This window comes from Komagataeibacter saccharivorans, from assembly GCF_004348195.1.
Taxonomy (GTDB): domain Bacteria; phylum Pseudomonadota; class Alphaproteobacteria; order Acetobacterales; family Acetobacteraceae; genus Komagataeibacter; species Komagataeibacter saccharivorans.
This window is the reverse complement of sequence record NZ_CP036404.1, coordinates 2,634,546-2,654,422: the sequence shown is the minus strand read 5'-3', so window position 1 is coordinate 2,654,422 and position 19,877 is coordinate 2,634,546. Positions and strand designations below refer to the sequence as shown.

The 19,877-nt window shown below is 64.1% G+C and carries 19 protein-coding genes; 7 read left to right on the top strand and 12 right to left on the bottom strand.

Annotation, left to right across the window (positions count from 1 at the left end; genetic code table 11):
• The 5 genes from KSAC_RS12235 to fzlA form a co-directional block, all read right to left on the bottom strand.
• Complete coding sequence (locus tag KSAC_RS12235) at nucleotides 1–978, bottom strand: RluA family pseudouridine synthase (protein ID WP_110546917.1); 978 nt, start codon at nucleotides 976–978, stop codon at nucleotides 1–3.
• The gene (locus KSAC_RS12230; protein WP_132305607.1) at nucleotides 975–2,363 is read right to left on the bottom strand and encodes a replication-associated recombination protein A; all 1,389 of its coding nucleotides are present in this window, start codon (nucleotides 2,361–2,363) and stop codon (nucleotides 975–977) included. The genes KSAC_RS12235 and KSAC_RS12230 overlap by 4 nt, the downstream gene beginning before the upstream one ends.
• A 215-nt stretch (nucleotides 2,364–2,578) precedes the next feature.
• The gene (locus KSAC_RS12225; RefSeq protein ID WP_243705219.1) at nucleotides 2,579–3,841 is read right to left on the bottom strand and encodes an MBOAT family O-acyltransferase; all 1,263 of its coding nucleotides are present in this window, start codon (nucleotides 3,839–3,841) and stop codon (nucleotides 2,579–2,581) included.
• Nucleotides 3,841–5,073, bottom strand: a complete 1,233-nt coding sequence (locus KSAC_RS12220) for a BaiN/RdsA family NAD(P)/FAD-dependent oxidoreductase (protein ID WP_132305605.1) — start codon at nucleotides 5,071–5,073, stop codon at nucleotides 3,841–3,843. Before KSAC_RS12220 ends, KSAC_RS12225 begins: the two co-directional genes overlap by 1 nt.
• Nucleotides 5,074–5,077: 4 nt before the next feature.
• Entirely contained in the window at nucleotides 5,078–5,746 is a 669-nt protein-coding gene (fzlA, locus tag KSAC_RS12215) for an FtsZ-binding protein FzlA (protein ID WP_102324678.1), read from the bottom strand.
• A gap of 166 nt (nucleotides 5,747–5,912) precedes the next feature.
• Here fzlA and minC point away from each other — a divergent pair, with 166 nt between their 5' ends.
• The 3 genes from minC (at nucleotide 5,913) to minE (ending at nucleotide 7,849) form a co-directional block, all read left to right on the top strand.
• Complete coding sequence (gene minC / locus KSAC_RS12210; RefSeq protein WP_102324679.1) at nucleotides 5,913–6,650, top strand: septum site-determining protein MinC; 738 nt, start codon at nucleotides 5,913–5,915, stop codon at nucleotides 6,648–6,650.
• A gap of 111 nt (nucleotides 6,651–6,761) precedes the next feature.
• Nucleotides 6,762–7,574, top strand: coding sequence for a septum site-determining protein MinD (gene minD / locus KSAC_RS12205; RefSeq protein ID WP_102324680.1), 813 nt, complete (start codon nucleotides 6,762–6,764; stop codon nucleotides 7,572–7,574).
• Complete coding sequence (minE, locus tag KSAC_RS12200) at nucleotides 7,574–7,849, top strand: cell division topological specificity factor MinE (RefSeq protein ID WP_110546920.1); 276 nt, start codon at nucleotides 7,574–7,576, stop codon at nucleotides 7,847–7,849. The genes minD and minE overlap by 1 nt, the downstream gene beginning before the upstream one ends.
• 54 nt (nucleotides 7,850–7,903) lie before the next feature.
• On the opposite strand, the gene KSAC_RS12195 is transcribed toward minE, so the two are convergent.
• Entirely contained in the window at nucleotides 7,904–8,578 is a 675-nt protein-coding gene (locus KSAC_RS12195) for a GntR family transcriptional regulator (protein ID WP_102324682.1), read from the bottom strand.
• 244 nt (nucleotides 8,579–8,822) lie between these two features.
• Here KSAC_RS12195 and KSAC_RS12190 point away from each other — a divergent pair, with 244 nt between their 5' ends.
• Nucleotides 8,823–9,386: a ferritin-like domain-containing protein gene (locus KSAC_RS12190; protein ID WP_102324683.1), complete on the top strand. Its 564-nt coding sequence runs from the start codon at nucleotides 8,823–8,825 to the stop codon at nucleotides 9,384–9,386.
• 135 nt (nucleotides 9,387–9,521) lie between these two features.
• A complete protein-coding gene (aldA, locus tag KSAC_RS12185) occupies nucleotides 9,522–10,970 on the top strand; it encodes an aldehyde dehydrogenase (protein ID WP_132305603.1) in 1,449 nt (482 codons plus the stop codon).
• 75 nt (nucleotides 10,971–11,045) lie between these two features.
• Here aldA and coaA read toward each other — a convergent pair whose 3' ends face one another.
• Complete coding sequence (gene coaA / locus KSAC_RS12180) at nucleotides 11,046–12,023, bottom strand: type I pantothenate kinase (RefSeq protein WP_102324685.1); 978 nt, start codon at nucleotides 12,021–12,023, stop codon at nucleotides 11,046–11,048.
• Nucleotides 12,024–12,326: 303 nt separating this feature from the next.
• Here coaA and KSAC_RS12175 point away from each other — a divergent pair, with 303 nt between their 5' ends.
• Entirely contained in the window at nucleotides 12,327–13,652 is a 1,326-nt protein-coding gene (locus tag KSAC_RS12175; protein ID WP_132305601.1) for a glycerate kinase type-2 family protein, read from the top strand.
• Here KSAC_RS12175 and KSAC_RS12170 read toward each other — a convergent pair.
• From KSAC_RS12170 to KSAC_RS12160, 3 genes are all read right to left on the bottom strand, one after another.
• Nucleotides 13,649–14,020, bottom strand: coding sequence for a hypothetical protein (locus tag KSAC_RS12170; protein ID WP_243705218.1), 372 nt, complete (start codon nucleotides 14,018–14,020; stop codon nucleotides 13,649–13,651). The two genes, KSAC_RS12175 and KSAC_RS12170, sit on opposite strands and share 4 nt — an antisense overlap.
• Nucleotides 14,021–14,121: 101 nt before the next feature.
• Nucleotides 14,122–15,168 (bottom strand): recombinase RecA, encoded by a 1,047-nt coding sequence (gene recA, locus KSAC_RS12165; protein WP_110546981.1) that lies wholly within the window; start codon nucleotides 15,166–15,168, stop codon nucleotides 14,122–14,124.
• 182 nt (nucleotides 15,169–15,350) lie between these two features.
• Nucleotides 15,351–16,772 (bottom strand): gamma-glutamyltransferase, encoded by a 1,422-nt coding sequence (locus KSAC_RS12160; protein WP_110546924.1) that lies wholly within the window; start codon nucleotides 16,770–16,772, stop codon nucleotides 15,351–15,353.
• Between the two features lie 239 nt (nucleotides 16,773–17,011).
• Here KSAC_RS12160 and KSAC_RS12155 point away from each other — a divergent pair, with 239 nt between their 5' ends.
• Entirely contained in the window at nucleotides 17,012–17,806 is a 795-nt protein-coding gene (locus KSAC_RS12155; protein WP_132305599.1) for a DsbA family protein, read from the top strand.
• Between the two features lie 66 nt (nucleotides 17,807–17,872).
• On the opposite strand, the gene hemA is transcribed toward KSAC_RS12155, so the two are convergent.
• Both hemA and KSAC_RS12145 read right to left on the bottom strand, forming a co-directional pair.
• Entirely contained in the window at nucleotides 17,873–19,138 is a 1,266-nt protein-coding gene (gene hemA / locus KSAC_RS12150; RefSeq protein WP_102324846.1) for a 5-aminolevulinate synthase, read from the bottom strand.
• A 200-nt stretch (nucleotides 19,139–19,338) separates the two neighbouring features.
• On the bottom strand, nucleotides 19,339–19,803 hold the full coding sequence (locus KSAC_RS12145; protein WP_132305597.1) for a hypothetical protein: 465 nt from the start codon (nucleotides 19,801–19,803) through the stop codon (nucleotides 19,339–19,341).
• Nucleotides 19,804–19,877 lie beyond the last annotated feature (74 nt).

Here is a 19,877-nt window from a genome sequence, read left to right as displayed (position 1 = left end):
TCAGATGCGCCGGCAGGGCGCCGCGGCAGGTGCGACAAACCCGATCTGCCTGAATGTTTCGCGCATGTGGGGGGAAAGCTCCGCCTCCACCACCAGCCTGCCGCCTGCCGGATGCGGCAGTTCCAGCCGACGTGCATGCAGGTGTAGCCGATCGGCGAAGCCCGCGACATGCGCTATGTCACCGCCGTATTTCGGGTCGCCCAGTATGGGGTTGCCCAGCGCTTCGCAATGCACGCGCAACTGATGGGTGCGACCGGTCAGGGGCGAGAGCGCCAGCCACGACATCTTGCGCGCGGCCGCATCCAGCACTTCATATTCGCTCAGGGCATGGACGGCATCCGCGTCGCCGCGTTCGGCCACCACGCTGATCGCGCCCGCACCCGCGCCCAGCTTGGTCAGCGGCTGGTCGATGATGCCCGTCGCCGGGCTGGGCCGCCCGACAACCACGGCCCAGTAGACCTTATGCACGTCGCGCCCACGGAAGGCAGCCGCCAGCTTGGCGGCAACGCCGGGCGTGCGGGCGACCAGAAGCAGGCCGGACGTGTCACGGTCGATACGGTGAACCAGCCGCGGGCGCGGATCGTCGGGGCTGTCACGCAGGCCGTCAAGCAGCGCGTCGATATGATGGGTGATGCCCGGCCCGCCCTGCACGGCAATGCCCGCAGGCTTGTTGAGCACGATCACATGCTCGTCGCGGTAGATCACCATCTTGTTGATCTCACGCACCTGCCGCTCATCCAGTGGCTTTACCGCCAGTGGCGGCGGACGGTTTGCGTTGGGTATGGGCGGCACGCGTACCGCCTGCCCCGGCACCAGACGGGTGGCGGCGGTGGCGCGCTTGCCATCCACGCGCACCTGCCCCGTGCGGCATAGCTTCTGCAACGCGCCCTGCGTCAGGTGTGGGTAATGCCGGCGGAACCAGCGGTCCAGACGGATATCGGCTTCGTCATCGCTGACGGTAAGGGAAACGACACTCATGATCGACGGCTTTCGCGCACTCTGTTCCAACTGTCCAGTCGTCGCGCCACTTCACGTTCATATCCACGGTCCGTCGGCTGGTACAATTTCGGGCGGCGCATGCCATCGGGGAAGTAATTCTGCCCCGATATGCCCCCTTCCGCATCATGGTCGTATTCATAGCCCTTGCCGTAGCCGATATCCTTCATGAGCGTGGTCGGCGCGTTCAGGATATGCGCCGGTGGCATCAGGCTGCCCGTGGCGCGGGCGGCGCGGCGGGCCATGTTGTAGCCCTTGTAGACCGCGTTGGATTTCGGCGCGGTGGCCAGATGCACCACAAGCTGCGCAAGCGCCAGTTCCCCTTCGGGCGAGCCAAGGCGTTCGAACGTTTCCCACGCCGCCACCGCCAGCGGCAGGGCATGGGGGTCGGCCATGCCCACATCTTCCGCGGCGAAGCGGGTCAGACGACGGGCGATATAGCGCGGGTCCTCGCCACCTTCCAGCATGCGGGCGAACCAGTACAGCGCCGCGTCGGGGTCCGATCCCCGCATGGATTTATGCAGCGCGGAAATCAGGTTGTAATGTTCTTCACGGTCCTTGTCATACAGCGCGGCACGCCGCGCCAGCAGGTCTGACAGCGCCGCCGGGTCCAGCGGGACAGCCTGTGGCGGCAGGGCGAAAAGCTGTTCGACCATGTTCAGAAGGTAGCGCCCATCCCCATCAGCCATGGCGCGCAGGGTGGCGCGCGCTTCAGGTGTCAGGGGCAGCGGCGTGCCGGTCGCGGCTTCGGCGCGGTGCAGGAGCTGTTCCATCGCCGCATCGTCCAGCCGGTGCAGCACCAGCACCTGACAGCGTGAAAGCAGCGCGCTGTTGAGCGCGAAGGACGGGTTTTCCGTCGTCGCCCCCACCAGCACCACGGTGCCATCTTCCACCACCGGCAGGAACCCGTCCTGCTGCGCGCGGTTGAAGCGATGGATTTCATCCACGAACAGAAGGGTGCCGCCGCCCTGCGCACTGATGCGCCGGGCTTCCTCGAACGCGCGCTTGAGATCGGCCACACCGGAAAAGACGGCTGAAAGCTGGACAAAGCGCAGCCCCGCCGCATTGGCCAGCAGGCGGGCGATGGTGGTCTTGCCCACACCCGGCCCACCCCACAGGATCAGGCTGGCCAGCGATCCGCGCGCCAGCATCTGCCGCAGGCTGCCCTTTGGCCCCAGCAGGTGATCCTGCCCCACCACGTCATCCAGCGTGGCCGGGCGCAGCCTGTCGGCCAGTGGCTGGGTGCGCGCGGGCTGTGCCGTGGCAGCGGGCGGAAAGGCGACCGGATCGCGGTCCCCCTGGCCAGACGGCAGTCCGCCGAACAGATCCGCCGGGCCTTCATCCATACTGTCACGCCTGCCTGCCATATGCTCCTGCCTGTACCGTCCTGTCGCGGCCCCTGCGGGACCATCCGTTCAAATTGGGAAGTGCGGCATCATAATACCAGCCCCAACAGTACCGCGCACCGTATCAGAACTGGAAATAGATGAAGGGTTCGGGTGGTCTGCCCCCCATCAGGAACAGCAGCAGCACGAAGGCCACGCCCCCCGCCACCGCCAGCCAGGGTGCCGGGTGCATGCGCTCAAGCACGGCTTCCTGCGATGATGGCCCCACCAGCGCCACCAGCAGCGCCAGCCCCAGAACCACGGGATGCCGGACACTGGCCGCACCGATCCCCTGCGCCCCGCCGATCCCCGCCAGCATCCGGCCCGCCGTGGGCAGGTCGGCGGCACGGAACACCACCCATGTCAGCAGCACGAAAGCCAGCGTCAGCACCCGCCCACCCCATCGGGGCATGGCCCGCCGTCCGCGTCCATACATGCGCCACCGCCAGCGCAGCACCATGCAGCAGCCCCCATAGCACAAAGGTCCAGCCCGCCCCGTGCCACAGACCGGCAAGGCCCATCGTGACCATCACATTGGCCACCTGACGCAGCGGCGCGCAGCGGTTGCCGCCCAGCGGGATGTAGATGTAATCGCGCAGGAAACGCGACAGCGTCATATGCCATCGCCGCCAGAAATCGCGCACCGACACCGCCCGGTATGGCGCGTTAAAGTTGAAGGGCAGACGTATCCCCATCATCAGCGCCATGCCGATGGCCATGTCGGAATAACCGGAAAAATCGAAATAGATCTGAAGCATGTAGGCAACGGCCGCGAGCCATGCCGCCGCCATATCCGGCGCATGTCCCATATGGGCTGCATCAAATACCGGCGTACACATGCTGCCCAGCGTATCGGCCAGCCCGACCTTCTTGCCCAGACCGACCAGCAGCAGCAGGCTGCCCCGGCCGATATTCTCCCACATCATGGCGCCACGCGGGCTGGCGTCGAACTGCCAGATCAGTTCGTTATGCCGCACGATCGGCCCCGCCACGAGCTGCGGGAAGAAGGTCACGAATTCCATGAAATCCGCCAGCCGGTAAACCCGCGCCTGCCCGCGCCCCAGATCCACCAGATAGGAGATTTTCTGGAACACAAAAAAAGAAAGTCCAAGCGGCAGCACCACCGGCCACGGCGTATGAATCCCCCCCGTAAGGGAGACCAGACAGCCCGCCAGCCAGTCAGCATATTTGAAACCGCCCAGCACCAGCAGGTTGCCCGCAATGCCCAGCCACAGCCATTCCCGCCTGCGCCAGCACCCCCACGCCATGGCCACCATCTGGTTGAACCCGACCATGCCCAGCAGGAAGGGTACGAACCGCCAGTCCCATAACCCGTAGAATACAAGCGACGCCGCAATCACCACGCCCTGCCGCGCGGCCCGGCTGCCCGATACGGCGTAATACAGTCCAAGCACCAGCGGCAGGAACACCACAAGGAAGGACTGCGAGGCAAACAGCATCAGCCGCTACGTTCCGCCACGGCCTGCCCCGCCGCATGGCCGCTGGACCATGCCCACTGGAAATTATAGCCGCCCAGCCACCCGGTCACGTCCACGGCTTCCCCCACCATGAACAGCCCCGGCACGTCCCGCGCTTCCATATCGCGCGAAGACAGGCCGTCGGTATCCACGCCGCCGCGCGTAACCTCCGCCTTGACGTAGCCTTCCGTGCCATGGGGGTTGAGCCGCCATGCGCCAAGCTGGTGCGCCACGGCGGTCAGGACGGCATCGGGCATGCCTGCAAGCTGTCCTTCAGGCAGGTGAGCCTGCGCGAAAACCTGCGCCAGCCGCTGCGGCAGCAGCATGGACAGCATGGCCAGCCCGCCAGCGCGCGGGCGGTCGCGCTTGATGTCCAGCACGCGGCGGCCCGCATCCACGCCCGGCAGCAGGTCGATGTCCAGCGCCTGTCCCGGCTGCCAGTAGGATGACGCCTGCAATATGGCGGGACCGGACAGGCCACGATGGGTAAAGACCATGCCGTCGCGGAAAATGACCTCCCGCGCATGCCGCCCCGTCCCGCTGCGGCATGCGATGCCCACGTTGACGGACAGTCCGGCCAGCGGCTCCATCCATTCCCGGTCCTGCGCGCCAAAGGTCAGCGGCACCAGCGCGGGGGCCGGAGCCACGACACGCAGGCCGAAACGGCGCGCGAGGTCATGCGCCAGCCCCGTGGCCCCCAGCTTGGGAATGGACAGTCCCCCTGTCGCCACGATCAGGTTACGGGCGCGGAAAACCCCCTGATCCGTTTCAACCCGGTATTCCCCGCCACCATCGCGCGCCACGTCGATGATCCGGTGCGACAGGCGCATGTCCACCTGTGCCGCGGCACATTCACGCAGCAGCATGTCCACGATGTCACGCGCAGAACGGTCGCAGAATAGCTGGCCCGCCGCCTTTTCATGCCACGGGATGCGATGGCGCTGCACCAGGGCCAGGAAATCGGCGGCGGTGTACCGCGCCAGCGCCGACTTCGCAAAATGCGGATTGCCGGACAGGAACTGGCTGGCACCCATATCCATATTGGTGAAATTGCACCGCCCGCCGCCCGAAATCAGGATCTTGCGGCCCGCATGCGGCGCATGGTCCACCACCATGACCCGCCTGCCCGCCTGCCCCGCCGTGGCCGCCGCCATAAGGCCCGCGGCCCCTGCGCCCAGCACGATGGCGTCGCAGCCCGCGGTCTGTGCCTTCACGGCGCTAGAAGTCCAGATCCGCGTAATGGGCGGGCGGATTGATGCCGGTGATGCGGTCCTGCAGCAGGGAGCGGAAGCATGGGCGGCTCTTGATCCGGGCGTACCAGTCCTTTGCCGCCGGTGCCCGCGCCCAGTCCACGTCATCAAGGAAGTCGAGACAGGACAGATGCGCCGCCGCCGCGAAATCCGCCATCGACAGCATGTTCCCTGCCAGCCACTGCCGCGTTTCGGCCAGCCAGTCGATATAGGACAGGTGGGTGCGGATATTGGCGTATCCCGCCCGCAGCGCCGCGCCATCGGGATTGCCGCGTCCCGAAATGCGCTTCATCACCTTTTCATTAAGCAGGTTGCGCGATACCTCGCGACCGAATTTCTCGTCAAACCACACCACCAGCCTGCGCACTTCCACCCGTTCGGCCAGCGTGCGGCCCAGAAGGGGGGTGTCGGGATAGGCTTCTTCCAGATATTCGCAGATCACCCACGAATCCGGAATGCACAGGCCGTTTTCTTCCTGTAGCATGGGGACCGTGCCGGCAGGGTTGCGGTCAAGGTATTCGGGACGCTGTTCCCAGATGCGCTCGATCTTGAGTTCGAACGGCAGCCGCTTTTCCCCCAGCACGAGGCGAACCTTGCGGGAATACGGCGAAAGGGGAAGGTGGTACAGGATGCGCATGCTTCCGCTTTATTGCATCGGGCCGCCCTTCGCCAAGCCCCGAGTACGCATGAAAGAAAAAGCACGCGCGCAGGGGCGGTGAAACAGCATCCACCCCTCGACAGTTGGCCCATGGCACGATAGCTGAAAACAGACACGCCCATTTACCATACAGGACAGGATCACGTTGCCAGACGAACTGCGTCCCCCACCGAAAATCCGCGCACGCGGGCGGTCGTTCCTTGCCTTGGTGCTTTCGCCCGAACCCGCGCTGGCGGACTGGCTGCTCGGGCTGGATGCGCAGATCGCGCGGTCCAGCACGTTCTTCGCGGGCAAGCCGGTCATACTGGACCTGTCCCTGCTGGATGCCGGGACCGAAGGGCTGGCCGGTCTCTATCCCGCGCTGCGTGAACGTGGCATCCGCATCATCGGCATAGAAGGCGGCGATCCGTCATGGCCCGCCTGCGCGCAGTGGGACTGGCCCGCGGGCTTCATGGGGGGACGGGCTTCCGGCGCCGTGGAAATCCCCGAGGATACGGCCACGGCCACCGCCCCCGAGGCGCCGCGCGGTTCATCCATGATCCTTGAACAGCCGATCCGCTCGGGACAGACGATCATGAACCCCGACGGGGACATCATCATCGTGGGGTCCGTCGCTTCCGGCGCGGAAGTGACGGCAGGGGGATCGATCCATGTTTACGGCCCGCTGCGCGGCCGGGCCATTGCGGGCATGAACGGGCAGCCGGACGCGCGCATCTTCGCCCATTCGATGCAGGCCGAACTGGCGGCTATTGACGGTTATTACATTACCGCCGAAGAAATAGATCCGCGCTACGTCCAGCAACCCGCGCAGATCATTCTCAGTAATGACACACTTGTTGTGCAGCCACTGGTCCCGCCGACATTCGCAGGCCGCAAAACCTGACGACATCGCACTGATTTCCCATTGCGCCATGCGCGCGCCAACCCATACAACCGTATCCATCAGGTCATGAACAAGAAAACACCCCCCAAGAGCGGACAAGGAACTACCCCAATGGCAAAAGTGCTGGTTGTCACATCCGGCAAGGGCGGCGTCGGAAAGACAACGTCAACCGCGGCACTGGGCGCAGCACTGGCACAGACCGGGCAGAATGTCGTTGTTGTCGATTTTGACGTCGGCCTGCGCAATCTCGACCTTGTCATGGGGGCCGAGCGCCGGGTCGTGTTCGACCTGATCAACGTGATCCAGGGTGACGCCAAGCTTTCGCAGGCGCTGATCCGCGACAAGCGGATCGAGACCCTGTCCATCCTGCCCGCGTCCCAGACACGCGACAAGGACGCCCTGACCGCCGAAGGCGTGGCCAAGGTGATGCAGGAACTGCGCGAAAAGTTCGACTGGGTGATCTGTGACAGCCCGGCGGGCATTGAACGTGGCGCCCAGCTTGCCATGTACCATGCCGATTACGCCGTTGTGGTGACCAATCCCGAAGTCTCCTCCGTGCGTGACAGTGACCGGATCATCGGCATGCTGGACAGCACGACAGAACGGGCGAAAGCTGGTGGCAAGATCGAGAAATACCTGCTGCTGACCCGTTACGACCCGGCGCGCGCCGCACGCGGCGAAATGCTGCGGATCGAGGACGTGCTGGAAATCCTGTCCATACCGCTGCTGGGCATCATTCCCGAAAGCGAGGAAGTGCTGCGGGCCTCCAACCTTGGTGCGCCTGTAACCATCAGCAGCCCCGACAGCCCGCCGGCGCGTGCCTATGCGGAAGCCGCGCGCAGGCTGGAAGGTGAAAAACTGGAAGTGACCGTGCCGACCGAACGCAAGGGGCTGTTCGCACGCCTGTTCAAAGGGAGAGGCTGATGAGCCTGTTCAGTTCCTTCTTCGGTCGCGGTAACAAGACTTCCGCCCCCGTAGCGCGTGACAGACTCCAGATCCTGCTGGCCCATGAACGCACGGGCGACGGCACGGAATCCGACCTGCTTTCCAAGCTGCATGCGGAAATCCTGCAGGTGATCAAGAAGCATATCCCCGTCGATCAGGACAAGGTGCAGGTCAAGCTGGACCGTGGCAACTCCGTCTCGATGCTGGAAATTGACATCGAAGTGCCGCAGCTCAAGTCATCGGACCGTCCGTAAAGGCAACGGCATATGGACAGGGCCGCATGCGGCCCTGTCCATGACAGAGACTGTTCAGGAAAGGCGGGGTTCGATCCAGCGGCGGGCATGTTCGAAATCCCGCGCGACCGCCGCCTGTGCCGCCGCCACGTCACGCTGGCGCAGGGCTGCGATCAGGTCTTCATGCGGATGGGGACGGCCTTCATGTTCCAGATGGATCATGGGGCGTGACAGCGCATAGATCGGACCGATACGCATCCACAGGTTCCGCAGGATCGTGGCCGTAAGCGGCAGTTCGGCCAGAGTGGCCACCGTTGTATGGAAATCCGCATTGAAGGCGGCCATACCCCCGTCGTCGCGCGCACGCGACGCATCCATGAACTGGCGCTGCAGGATGACCAGCGCCTCGATCCCGTGATCGGTCGCGCGCTGGGCTGCGGCGGCAGCCAGACGCATTTCCAGATCGGAACGCAGGTCATGGATTTCGGCAAAGCTGCGCTGGGTCATGGCGGGCACCACCGCCGTATTGCGGTCATTCAGTTCCAGCGCATGTTCGGATACCAGACGCAGCAGCGCTTCGCGCACCGGAGTAGGGCTAAGCCCCAGTTCGGCAGCCAGGGGACGCAGGACCAGACGTTCACCCGAACGATAGCGGCTGCGGATCAGCCCACGACGCACGTGGTCATAGGCTTCCTCGCTCAAGGCGCGGCGTGGAAGCTTTTCAGACTGGCCTGCGGTGAATGCTACCATGCCGTTGAATCATCCTTAATGCAAATAGGTCTTATTAATACGGATCAATAATGATCTATGCGTGAATGGCAACGCCTGAAAAAGCGAAAAACCATTTTTTGCTGCATTTGGCGGGATTCATGGCTGCTTTGTCATGGAAAGCCGCCCCGGCAGGGAACCCCCCGCCCCCCAGACCCGTTATCCCGGCACAGGTTCGTAACATGCCGCTTCCCATCACAAGACGGGGAGCAATAAGGAGACGACCATGGCCGACGTCGCAGAAAACACCTTCCTGACCGATGTGCAGACATTGCGCGCACGCGCGAAGCAGGCGATCGAAAAAGGTGCGCTGACCCCCGCCTACCAGGGCGACGTCAAGACCGCGATCGAACTGTTGCAGACGGTTGTCGCAACCGAACTTGTGTGTGTCCTGCGCTATACGATGCATTCCATTTCCGTCGCGGGCATCAACAGTGAAAGCGTCGCGGGCGAATTCGCAACCCATGCGAAAGAGGAACGCGCCCATATGATGTGGGCAGCGCAGCGCATAGACCAGCTTGGCGGTATACCCAACCTTGCGCCCGAAGGGCTGGCCACGCGTTCGGCAAGTGAATACGGTAAGGGCGGCAATCTGATCGAGATGGTGCGCCAGAACCTTGTGGCCGAACGCTTGGTGATCGAGCATTACCGTGAACTGATCCGCTACTTTGCCGACCATGACCCCACAACGCGCATCATGCTCGAAAAGATCCTTGCGGAAGAAGAAGAACACGCAACCGATATGCACGACCTGCTGGTTGCCCACGAAGGACATCCCTTCCTGTCCTGATTTCCTGCTTTTCAGCCACCGCGCACTGCGCCTGCCCTTTATGCAATCCTGTCCGCCCGCATGGGCGGGACGGGAGGTCTTGGCGCGTTCATCGTCCTGCGGTGGCCTTTTCCCATTTCAAACGGAGACCCCATAATGGCTGAGCCGAAAACCCGTGACCTGTTCATCGGTGGTGAATGGACCAGAGCTGAAACATCTGATCGTGACACCATCCGCAACCCCGCCACGGGCGAAATACTCGCCACGGTAGCCATCGCCAGCGAAAATGACGTCGGGCGCGCCCTGCGCACGGCACAGGAAGCCTTTCCCGCATGGAGCCGTCAGGTCGCGACGGACCGCGCCGATTACCTGTACCGCCTGATTGAACTGATAAAGCGCGATACCGAAAAGCTGGCGCGCATCATCACCAGTGAAAATGGCAAACCGCTGAAGGAAGCCCGGATCGAGGTCAACTTCGCCATCCAGCTCATCCGCTTCGCCGCCGAAAACGTGCGCAGGCTGGAAGGCAACATCATTCCCGGCAGCCGCCCCGGCGAGAAAATCCTGATCGACAAGATCCCCCACGGCGTAGTGGCTGGCATCTCGGCATGGAATTTCCCGCTGGCACTGACCGCACGCAAGCTGGGACCGGCCCTTGCTGCTGGCAACACCTTCGTCATCAAGCCGCACGAACTCACTCCGCTTGCCACGCTGGCGCTCGCGGAACTGACGGTTGAGGCAGGCTTCCCCAAGGGCATATTCAACGTCGTGACCGGTGGCGGCGCGACCGTGGGCAATGCGCTGGTCACCAACCCCATCACCAAGCTCATTACCATGACCGGCAGCACGCCTGCTGGCCGCAAGATCATGGCGGCGGCGTCCGAAGGGCTGAAGGAAGTCCGGCTGGAACTGGGCGGCAAGGCCCCCTTCATCGTGATGGAGGATGCCGATCTGGACGCGGCGGTGGATGCGGCGGTGGCCGCGCGCTTCATGAACTGCGGTCAGGTCTGCACGGCCAATGAACGCACCTATGTGCATACGGCGGTGTATGACAAGTTCCTCGAGCGCCTGCGCACGCGGATCAAGGCGCTGCGGACTGGCGACCCGCTGGATGAAAAGACCGATATGGGACCGAAGATCAGCGCCGCCGAGATGGAAAAGGTCGATGGCATGGTCCAGAACGCCGTCAAACAGGGGGCGAAGCTGGAAGCCGGTGGCACGCGCCTGACGGGCGGCACGTATGACAAGGGCAATTTCTATGCCCCCACCCTGCTGACCGAAGTAACGGCAGAAATGGACATTGCACAGAACGAGGTGTTCGGCCCTGTCCTGTCGCTGATCCGGGTGCGTGACTTCGATGATGCGCTGACGCAGGCCAACAGGTCACGTTACGGTCTGTCCGCCTACCTGTTTACGCAGAGCCTGAAGAACATCATGCGCATGACGCGTGAACTCAACTTCGGTGAAGTCTACGTCAACCGCGAAGGCGGCGAAGCGGCACAGGGCTTCCACCACGGCTATGGCGACAGCGGCATTGGTGGCGAGGACGGCCAGTACGGGCTTGAAGCCTATGTCACCACCAAAACCATCTACCTGAACGCCTGATCCATCACAGGTCACGTAATCAGGCCGCCCGGCGCAATCCGGGCGGCCTTTTTTACTGGCGCGCGGCCCGCAGGGTCAGATCTGGCGCATCCACACGGTATCGACCGCGTGGCTGGGGCTTTTATGCATGACCACGCGGGCGCGTTCGCGCGTGGGCAGGATGTTCTGCCGCAGGTTGGGCAGGTTGATGCGGTGCCAGATATCGCGCGCCATGCGCTCGGCCTCCGGGCGGGAAAGATCGGCGCAGTGATGGAAATAGGATGTCGGCTTGCGGAACGCCGTCTGCTGCAGCAGCAGAAAACGCTGGACGTACCAGTCCTCGATCACATCGGTTTCCGCATCGAGATAAATCGAGAAATCGAAGAAGTCCGATGCCATGAACGGCTGTTCGGACACTGTCTGCAACACGTTCAGCCCTTCGAATATCAGGATATCGGGCTGGTCGATCACCTGATACCGGTCTGGCACGATGTCGTAGGCCTCATGCGAATAGACAGGCACCTTCAGGTTCCGCTCCCCCGCTTTCAGCGCCGCGAGGAAGGAAATCATCTGCCGCAAGTCATAACTTTCGGGAAAGCCCTTGCGGTGCATGAGGTCGCGCTGTTTCAGCACCCGTGTGGAATGCAGGAAGCCATCGGTCGTGACCAGCGCGACATTGGGGTGATCGGGCCAGCGCGACAGCACGGCCTGCAGCAGTCGGGCAAAGGTGCTCTTGCCCACGCCCACGCTGCCCGCAATGCCGATCACGAAGGGCATCGTGACCAGTGGTGCGCCCATGAAGGCGCTCTTGACCATATGGTTCAGGCTGCGGGTGGCCATGACATGCAGGTTGAGCAGGCGCGAAAGCGGCAGGTAGATCTCGCTTATGTCTTCCAGCGAGACCGGCTCGTTACGCCCGCGCAGGGACGCGATATCCCCCTCCCCCAGCGACTGGGGCACATTCGCGCGCAACGCCGCCCATTCGGGGCGGGGAAAGATCATGTAAGGCTGCACCGCGCCATGGGAAGGCTGCGTGGAGATGACAGGACCCGCGTCCAGCACACAGTTCTCCATGCCCTTGTCCTTTCTGCTGTGGCGCCTGCCGGTGTGCGCAGGCCATCTGCCGCGTATCATCATCGTTCGCGCCAATCCAGACAGCGGTGGCCCAATTTAGCGTGTGCTTCCCCGGCCAGCCCGCCATTTCCGGCATCCTGACATAGACGTGACAATTGTGACACACCCCTTACCCCCACCCTGAATGATATGAAACAGACACGGCGGCAGCACGCGCCACTGGCCATTTTCGCGCTACCGAACCGTAAACCAGCGGCCCACGGAACCCCGTGGCGGACCGTACCGCATGATCCGGATACCGTAATGAACGACACGACCACACATCCGTTTTCCGCAATGACGCAATCCGTTCAGGCTCCCGGCTGGACCGACGAACGCGCGCGCGCCGTCCTGCGCCGCATTCTTGATGCCGCCATCCACAGCGCCATGCCCGATATGGTGCTGGCCCGTTACCTGCCACCCCGGCCAGAAGGGAAATGCGTGGTGGTCGGCGCGGGCAAGGCGGCGGCATCCATGGCGGCGGCACTGGAGCAGGCATGGCCGGATGTGGACCTGACCGGCTGCGTGGTCACGCGCGACGGGCATACCACGTCCACGCGCCGCATCCGCGTGCTGGAAGCCGCCCACCCGGTGCCCGACAGCCGCAGCGAGGCGGCAGCCCGCGCCATGCTGGATGCCGTAAGCGGGCTGGGGCAGGATGATCTGGTCATCGCGCTGATTTCCGGCGGGGGATCGGCCCTGATGGAACTGCCACGGGCCGGGGTTACGCTGGATGACATTCGCGCGATCAACCGCGCCCTGCTGCATTCCGGGGCGAGCATAAACGACATGAACGTGGTCCGCCGCCACCTGTCCGTCATCAAGGGTGGGGGCCTTGCCGCAGCCGCCGCCCCCGCGCGGGTGGTGACACTGGCCATAAGCGACGTGCCGGGGGATGACCCGCTGACCATCGCAAGCGGCCCTACGGTCGCGGACCCCACCACACCGGATGACGCGCTGTCCATCCTCGCCCATTACGGTATTCCCGTCCCCCAGGCGGTGCGGACGGTGCTGGCACAGGCAACCCCTGCACGCGCACCTGCGCCGGGATGCAGTTATACATTGATTTCAACGCCGCTCATGGCGCTTGAAGCCGCAGCGGAAACCGCGCGGGAATGCGGTCTTGCACCGCTGATACTGGGGGATGCGCTGGAAGGCGAAAGCCGCGATGCGGGAACATTCATGGCCGGGATTGCGCTCTGCGCCCGGTTGCATGGCCTGCCGGTGGCGGGCCCCGCCGTAATCCTGTCGGGCGGGGAGACCACGGTTACGATCAACCCGGCGGGGCCTGCGCCGGGACGGGGCGGCCGCAATACGGAATTCCTGCTGGCCATGGCCACCGCCCTGCAGGGACAGGCAGGAATATGGGCCATTGCAGCCGATAGTGACGGTATTGATGGCACCGAGGACGCGGCAGGCGCAACCATCGCACCCGATACCCTGCCCCGTGCCCGCAAGCTCGGCTGCGACCCGCGCGCCTACCTGCGCGCGCATGACAGCTACAGCCTTTTCCAGCAGACCGGGGATCTGGTCATGACCGGCCCGACGCTGACCAACGTCAATGATATCCGGATAGTACTGGTGACCTAGTTGGAGGATTTTCCCTGCCGCCCGTAGCTGACCTGCGTGTCCGGCACGACAAAATGCTTGCCGTCATCACTGTCGGCCGCATCGTCATCGCCCGCCTGATTGGCGTCATAGCCGGAGGAGATCATCTGCATCGCAGCCGAATCAGGCGGGGTATGATAGGCTTCGGTCTGGCTGTCATCATCATCGGGCACGCGGGCCAGACGCTTGGACAGGGGACGCAGCGCATCGCGCGCACTGGCGACATGATGCCCCCCGCCAAGGGGTGGCGGTGATTCATCCACATCGGCCGGATCGTTATTGTCATCATGTCCCGCGCTACAGGACGCAAGACAGGCCAGCAATCCGATCATCGCAAGACGCGGTTTCATCCCGGCAGCCCTTATCCCCGCTTCATTTCCCCTCCCCCGGGCCGATACGCAGACCGGGGGGTGGAACGATAGCCCGCCATGACGGCACAGGCCAAGGGCGATCAGTCCCCGGCGGCTTCCTCACCGGGGTCAACCAGCATGGCTTCCGCCACGACACCGGCCTGTTCACGCACCCGGCGTTCAATATCCGCCGCCATTTCGGGGTGGTCACGCAGGAACTGCTTCGCGTTCTCGCGCCCCTGACCGATGCGCTGGCTGTCGCAGGAGAACCACGCACCGGATTTTTCCACGATGCCGGCCTTGACCCCAAGGTCGATCAGTTCACCAACCTTGCTGATCCCTTCGCCATACATGATGTCGAATTCGACCTGACGGAAGGGCGGGGCCATCTTGTTCTTGACCACCTTGACGCGCGTCTGGTTGCCCGTGACCTCGTCCTTGTCCTTGATCGAGCCGATGCGGCGGATATCCATACGCACGGAAGCGTAGAATTTCAGCGCGTTGCCGCCCGTCGTCGTCTCGGGACTGCCGAACATCACGCCGATCTTCAACCGGATCTGGTTCAGGAAGATCATCATGGTGTTGGAGCGGGAGACGGACCCCGTCAGCTTGCGCAGCGCCTGGCTCATAAGCCGGGCATGCAGGCCGACATGGCTGTCGCCCATGTCGCCCTCAAGTTCCGCGCGCGGCACAAGGGCTGCCACACTGTCCACCACCAGCACGTCAACCGCGCCGGAACGGACCAGCGTATCCGCGATTTCCAGCGCCTGCTCACCCGCATCGGGCTGGCTGATCAGCAGGTTGTCCACGTCCACGCCCAGCTTGCGCGCATAGCCGGGATCGAGCGCGTGCTCGGCGTCGATGAAGGCGCAGGTGCCGCCCTTGCGCTGGGCCTCTGCAATGGCATGCAGCGCAAGCGTGGTCTTGCCCGAACTTTCCGGGCCATAAATCTCGACAATGCGGCCACGCGGCAGGCCGCCAATGCCCAGCGCGATATCCAGCCCGAGCGAGCCGGTGGAAATCACATCCACCTGTTCGCTGGGCCGTTCGCCCATGCGCATGATCGATCCCTTGCCGAACGCGCGCTCGATCTGGCTCAACGCCCCTTCCAGGGCCTTGCTTTTATCTATACCCGGAGCCTGTGCCATAGCCTGCCTACCCTGGTGCTTAATGAAGGTGATGAAACCGAGAACGGGCACCCTGCCCTGCAACGCCTGTACGGGACAGGCGATACATCATGCAGGTCAATATGGAACAAAACAGGACCATTTACAATGCCCCGTCATGACATCCCCCGATAAAACCCGGGGCGCGCGCCACCTGTAAGGACCTAGCGCGGCCCCATGGCCAGACCAGCCCCGCGCGGGTCGGTCGCGGCGGTGCAGGTCGCCGCATCCCCCGGCAGGCCCTGCGGACAGGAAATGGCATTGACGCGGCCCTGCGTTGTGGCCGGACGCACCTCCGGCGTCTGGCCCGCCATGATCTGGTGCATCTCGATCCCCACGGCGGCGGCGGCGTCATTCTGGCCCGACCCGGCGGCAACGGCACGGAAAGCACGGCCCTGACTGGCGATCGCAGCCGTTATCAGCGGCTGCGGCAGGCGCGCGGGGGACGCACCCAGCACGATGCCGGTATTGCCCGCCATGCGCCCGGTACCAAACAGGTTGTTCATGCTCAGGCTGCACGCAACCGCCATGCCTGCATGATCGACCACCGTGAACGAGGTGGATGCCGGAAGGGCTGGCAGCCCACCGCCCGAACCGCCACCGCCATTGACGAAAGCCTGCGCGCGGGCGGTCAGGTCATCGCCGGTGCCGCCCGCATGGTTGCCGTTCTGCGCGCGCCATGCGGCCACGCTGGCCTGTGCGCGCTGCATCGCATCGGACGTGGAAGTAGCACTATAGGCCACCGCACTGCCCAGCCCGCCATCAGCAGGCGGGGGCAGGAAGGCGATCTGGGTTTCGCCACGGCTGACAACCAGTGGCAGCCGTTCGGAAGGAACCGACTGCCGCAGGTCGGATATCTGCAACCCGCCACCCGCGGCCTGACTGCCCGCGACAAAGGACTGGCCCAGCGCGCCATTATACAGATCGCCCACGCCCATGGCGCGAATCTGGTCCAGCGCACCGGACAGATGCGTCTGCACCAGCGCATCACCTTCCGCCAGCGCCTTGCCATCCGAACGGCTGAACACCGCCCGCACACCAGGATCAGCCAGCAGCGGCACCTGCACCGCGGCAAGGTCACTGGCAAGCTGGCGGCTGACATTGATCCCGTTCGATGCCAGCGTAATCGCGTTGGGCAGCAGTTCAGAAAACGCAGCCGAACCATATTGCAGGTGCATGAGGTAAAGCCCGCGTGCCAGCATCGGCACGGCGGCGGGACGATCCGCAAGCGGCATGTTGGGCGCAGCCACCGTGCCCGCGACAGGCATGAACATGAAGGCGCGGCCACCGTTCTGATCGCCCGGCCGGTAGGCCAGACACGCCCCGCCCGACCCCAGCGACGCACGCGAAGGCAGGGTGACAGCCAGCGCCATGCCCATGGCCGTTGCCGCATCCGCCGCATTGCCACCGCGCTGGAGGATATCACGCCCGACCAGCGTTGCCTCCGGCTCATCAGCGGAAACCGTTCCGATCAGCGCCCCCGGCGACGGGCCAAACATATGGGAGACCAGCTTGACCGGCGAGTAGCGCTGAAGGGAACAGCCCGTGACGGAAATGGCCAGAACAGCCGACAATGCCGCACGCATGGATCGACGGGCAAAAGGTGTTATCGAATGCTCAGGCACGCACGCTTCTCCATGGGGCAGGTCGGCTTTATCGGTGAACCACGCGCACGCGACCGCGTGATCGTGGCAGGTATTCACGACTTAGCGGCCTTACGGGCCATCGGCAACAGCGATGCCCCCCTTGCGTCCGCATGGCCATTCCTTTCCTGTGCCCGATCCTCTACAGACACCCTATCCCGACATGACAACGGAGCAAACCCGTGACTTCCATTTCCCCACGCCTGCCCCGTCCACGCCTGCTGCACGCCGTGCTGGCCGCCGGGGCAATGGCCATGGCCATGCCTGCCGATGCACCGCGCGCCGTGGCGGCTGACACCACCAGCTTCACCCCGGCCCAGCGGCAGGAAATTGTCGGAATCATGCGCGATGCGCTGAAGAACGACCCCACCATCCTGTCGGACGCCATCGCCGCCCTGCGCAGCAGCGCCAACGCCGCACAGCAGAATGCTGCCCGCAGCGCGCTGGAAAGCCATCGCAGCGACCTGCTTACCCTCAATGCCAGCGACGCCATACTGGGCACGGCCACGGCCCGTACCACCGTTGTCGAATTCTACGATCCGCGCTGCCCTTACTGCCGCAAGGTCCTGCCCGATCTCGATCGCCTCACACATGAGGACCACGACCTGCGCATTATCGAAAAGGTCATTCCCGTGCTGGGACAGGGTAGCCTGATTACGTCGCAGGCGCTGGTGGCAGCCTTCATCCAGGGCGGGCAGGATGCCTATTTCCGCATGCAGCGCGCGATCATGAGCGATTCCACAGCCCCCACGGTCGAGCGCATGCGCACGCTGGCCACACAGTCCGGTCTGAACGCCACAACGCTGGCCACCGACATGAACGGTCCCAAGGTGACGGCCATATTGCAGGCGAACATGGATCTGGCGCGGGCCATCGGTCTGGATGGCACGCCGACCTTTGTTTTCAACGCCCGCCAGATCATTCCCGGCGCTGTTGATTATGACGACCTGAAAAAAGCGATCGCGCAGAACCGTTAAGCCGGACACTGCCGATACGAACCCCGGTCACTGCGCTTCACCCTGTCAGGTGAAGCGCAGCGCCGTTCAGGCCATGGCCGGTACGGGCTGTTCCGTCAGGTCATTAAGCCGCAGCAGATGGCTCAGGGCGGTAACCATCTCGTCCATCATCGCATCCGTGTGGAACGGCCCCGGCGTCAGGCGCAGGCGTTCGGTCCCGCGCGGCACGGTGGGATAATTGATGGGGGTTGCGTAGATATTGTAATCGCTCAGCAGCCGGTCGCTCAGTTCGCGGCAACGCTGCGCGTCACATACGGGGATCGGCACGATATGGCTGGGCGTCATGGTAAAGGGAATGCCCGCCTTGCGCAGCTTGTCGCGGAAGGTGTTCACGCGCTCGAACATGCGTTCACGCCGCCAGCCATCCTTGCGCACCTGCTTCACGCTGGCCAGCGCCGCCGCCACCACGGCAGGCGGCAGGGATGTGGTGAAGATGAAGCCCGAAGCCGAAAGCCGCAGGTATTCCACGATATTGCTGGTCGCGGTGATGTAGCCGCCATGCACGCCAAAACCCTTGGCCAGCGTGCCTTCGATAATATCGACCTGATCGGCCACGCCATCACGCTGTGACACGCCACCGCCCTGTTCGCCATACAGGCCCACGGCATGCACTTCGTCCAGATAGGTCATGGCCCCGTATTTACGGGCCAGCGCGCATGTCCCGGCGATGTCGGAGATGTCGCCATCCATGGAATACACGCTCTCGAACGCGATCAGCTTGGGCGCGTCCTTCGGGGCCGCCGCCAGCTTGGCCTCAAGGTCTGCCAGATCGTTATGTTCGAAAATGACGGTGCTGGACCCGCGCGCGCCCTTGATGCCCGCGATCATGGAGGCATGGTTCAGCCGGTCCGAAAAACATATCCAGCCGGGCATGCTGCTCAGGATGGTCTGGAGCGTGGCCTGATTGGAGACGTAACCGGACACGAACAGAAGCCCGGCTTCCTTGCCATGCAGGTCGGCCAGTTCAGCTTCGATCGCGGTATGCAGCGGACTGGTGCCCGCGATGTTGCGCGTGCCACCGGCACCGGCGCCATGTTCATGGATGGCCTGGATGGCAGCTTCGACCACCACCGGCTCGACCCCCATGCCCAGATAATCGTTGGAAGACCAGACCACCACTTCCCGGTCCCGCGCGCAGGCCGGGGTTGACGGGGTGGCTACGGTTTCCGGCTGGTCATACAGGGGATAGCGTTCGGCCTGACGCGCCAGTGGCGTGAACTGCCGGTATCGACCCTGTGCGCGGATGTCCTCCAGCGCCGTCCGGCAGAACCGGAAGAACGGATGCCCATCCACATGATTACTGGACACTGCTGTTTTTCTCCATGTACACCCCGGATACGCCTGCGGGGCCTTCATTCATTTCGGTCGCCATCCGGATGGCCATATCCGGTGGTTCCATTCCCTTGCGCAGGGCGCGCTATCGGCGGCGGTTAACCGGCGTCAGGGCTGCCTTTATGGCATGACGGAAGCAGGAATTGCAAAACCGCATTGGACTACTGCACGTAAATGCAGATCTGGGTTGCGCCTGTGGGGGAGACGCTGCGCGCGTCCAGTTCCGTCTGCGCGCTGCCAGCACCCGCATCCATGACCGCCTGCAGCACGGGCTGCCCGTCGGCGACCGCCCCCTGCCGCATGTCCGGCGGAGCGCCCGCGGCATTGGCGGGCACATCGACCACGACCGTAAACAGGGCATTGGGCTTGCGTGACAGCGCATCCATCACCGCAGCCCTGACAATGGGCTTCCACTGCGTATCGGGCGTGCCCGCCGTGATCGTGACCAGCGCCGGGCTGTCTGGACCGGGTACGGGTGGCGGCGGCGTCTGGGGCAGTCTGGGCGGGTCCCCGGCATGACGGTCGAACGTTTTCTGGCTGACCAGCGTGCATCCGCCCATCACCGGCACGCACAGGACGGCGAGCAGGATGGCACGGCAGGCAGGGCGGCGGAACGGACGGGTCATGGCCCCTTACCGATACAGTATCCCCCCCGCCGGGCATAGTGGAACAACGCGGCAATGTTGCCGCCGCGCGCGCG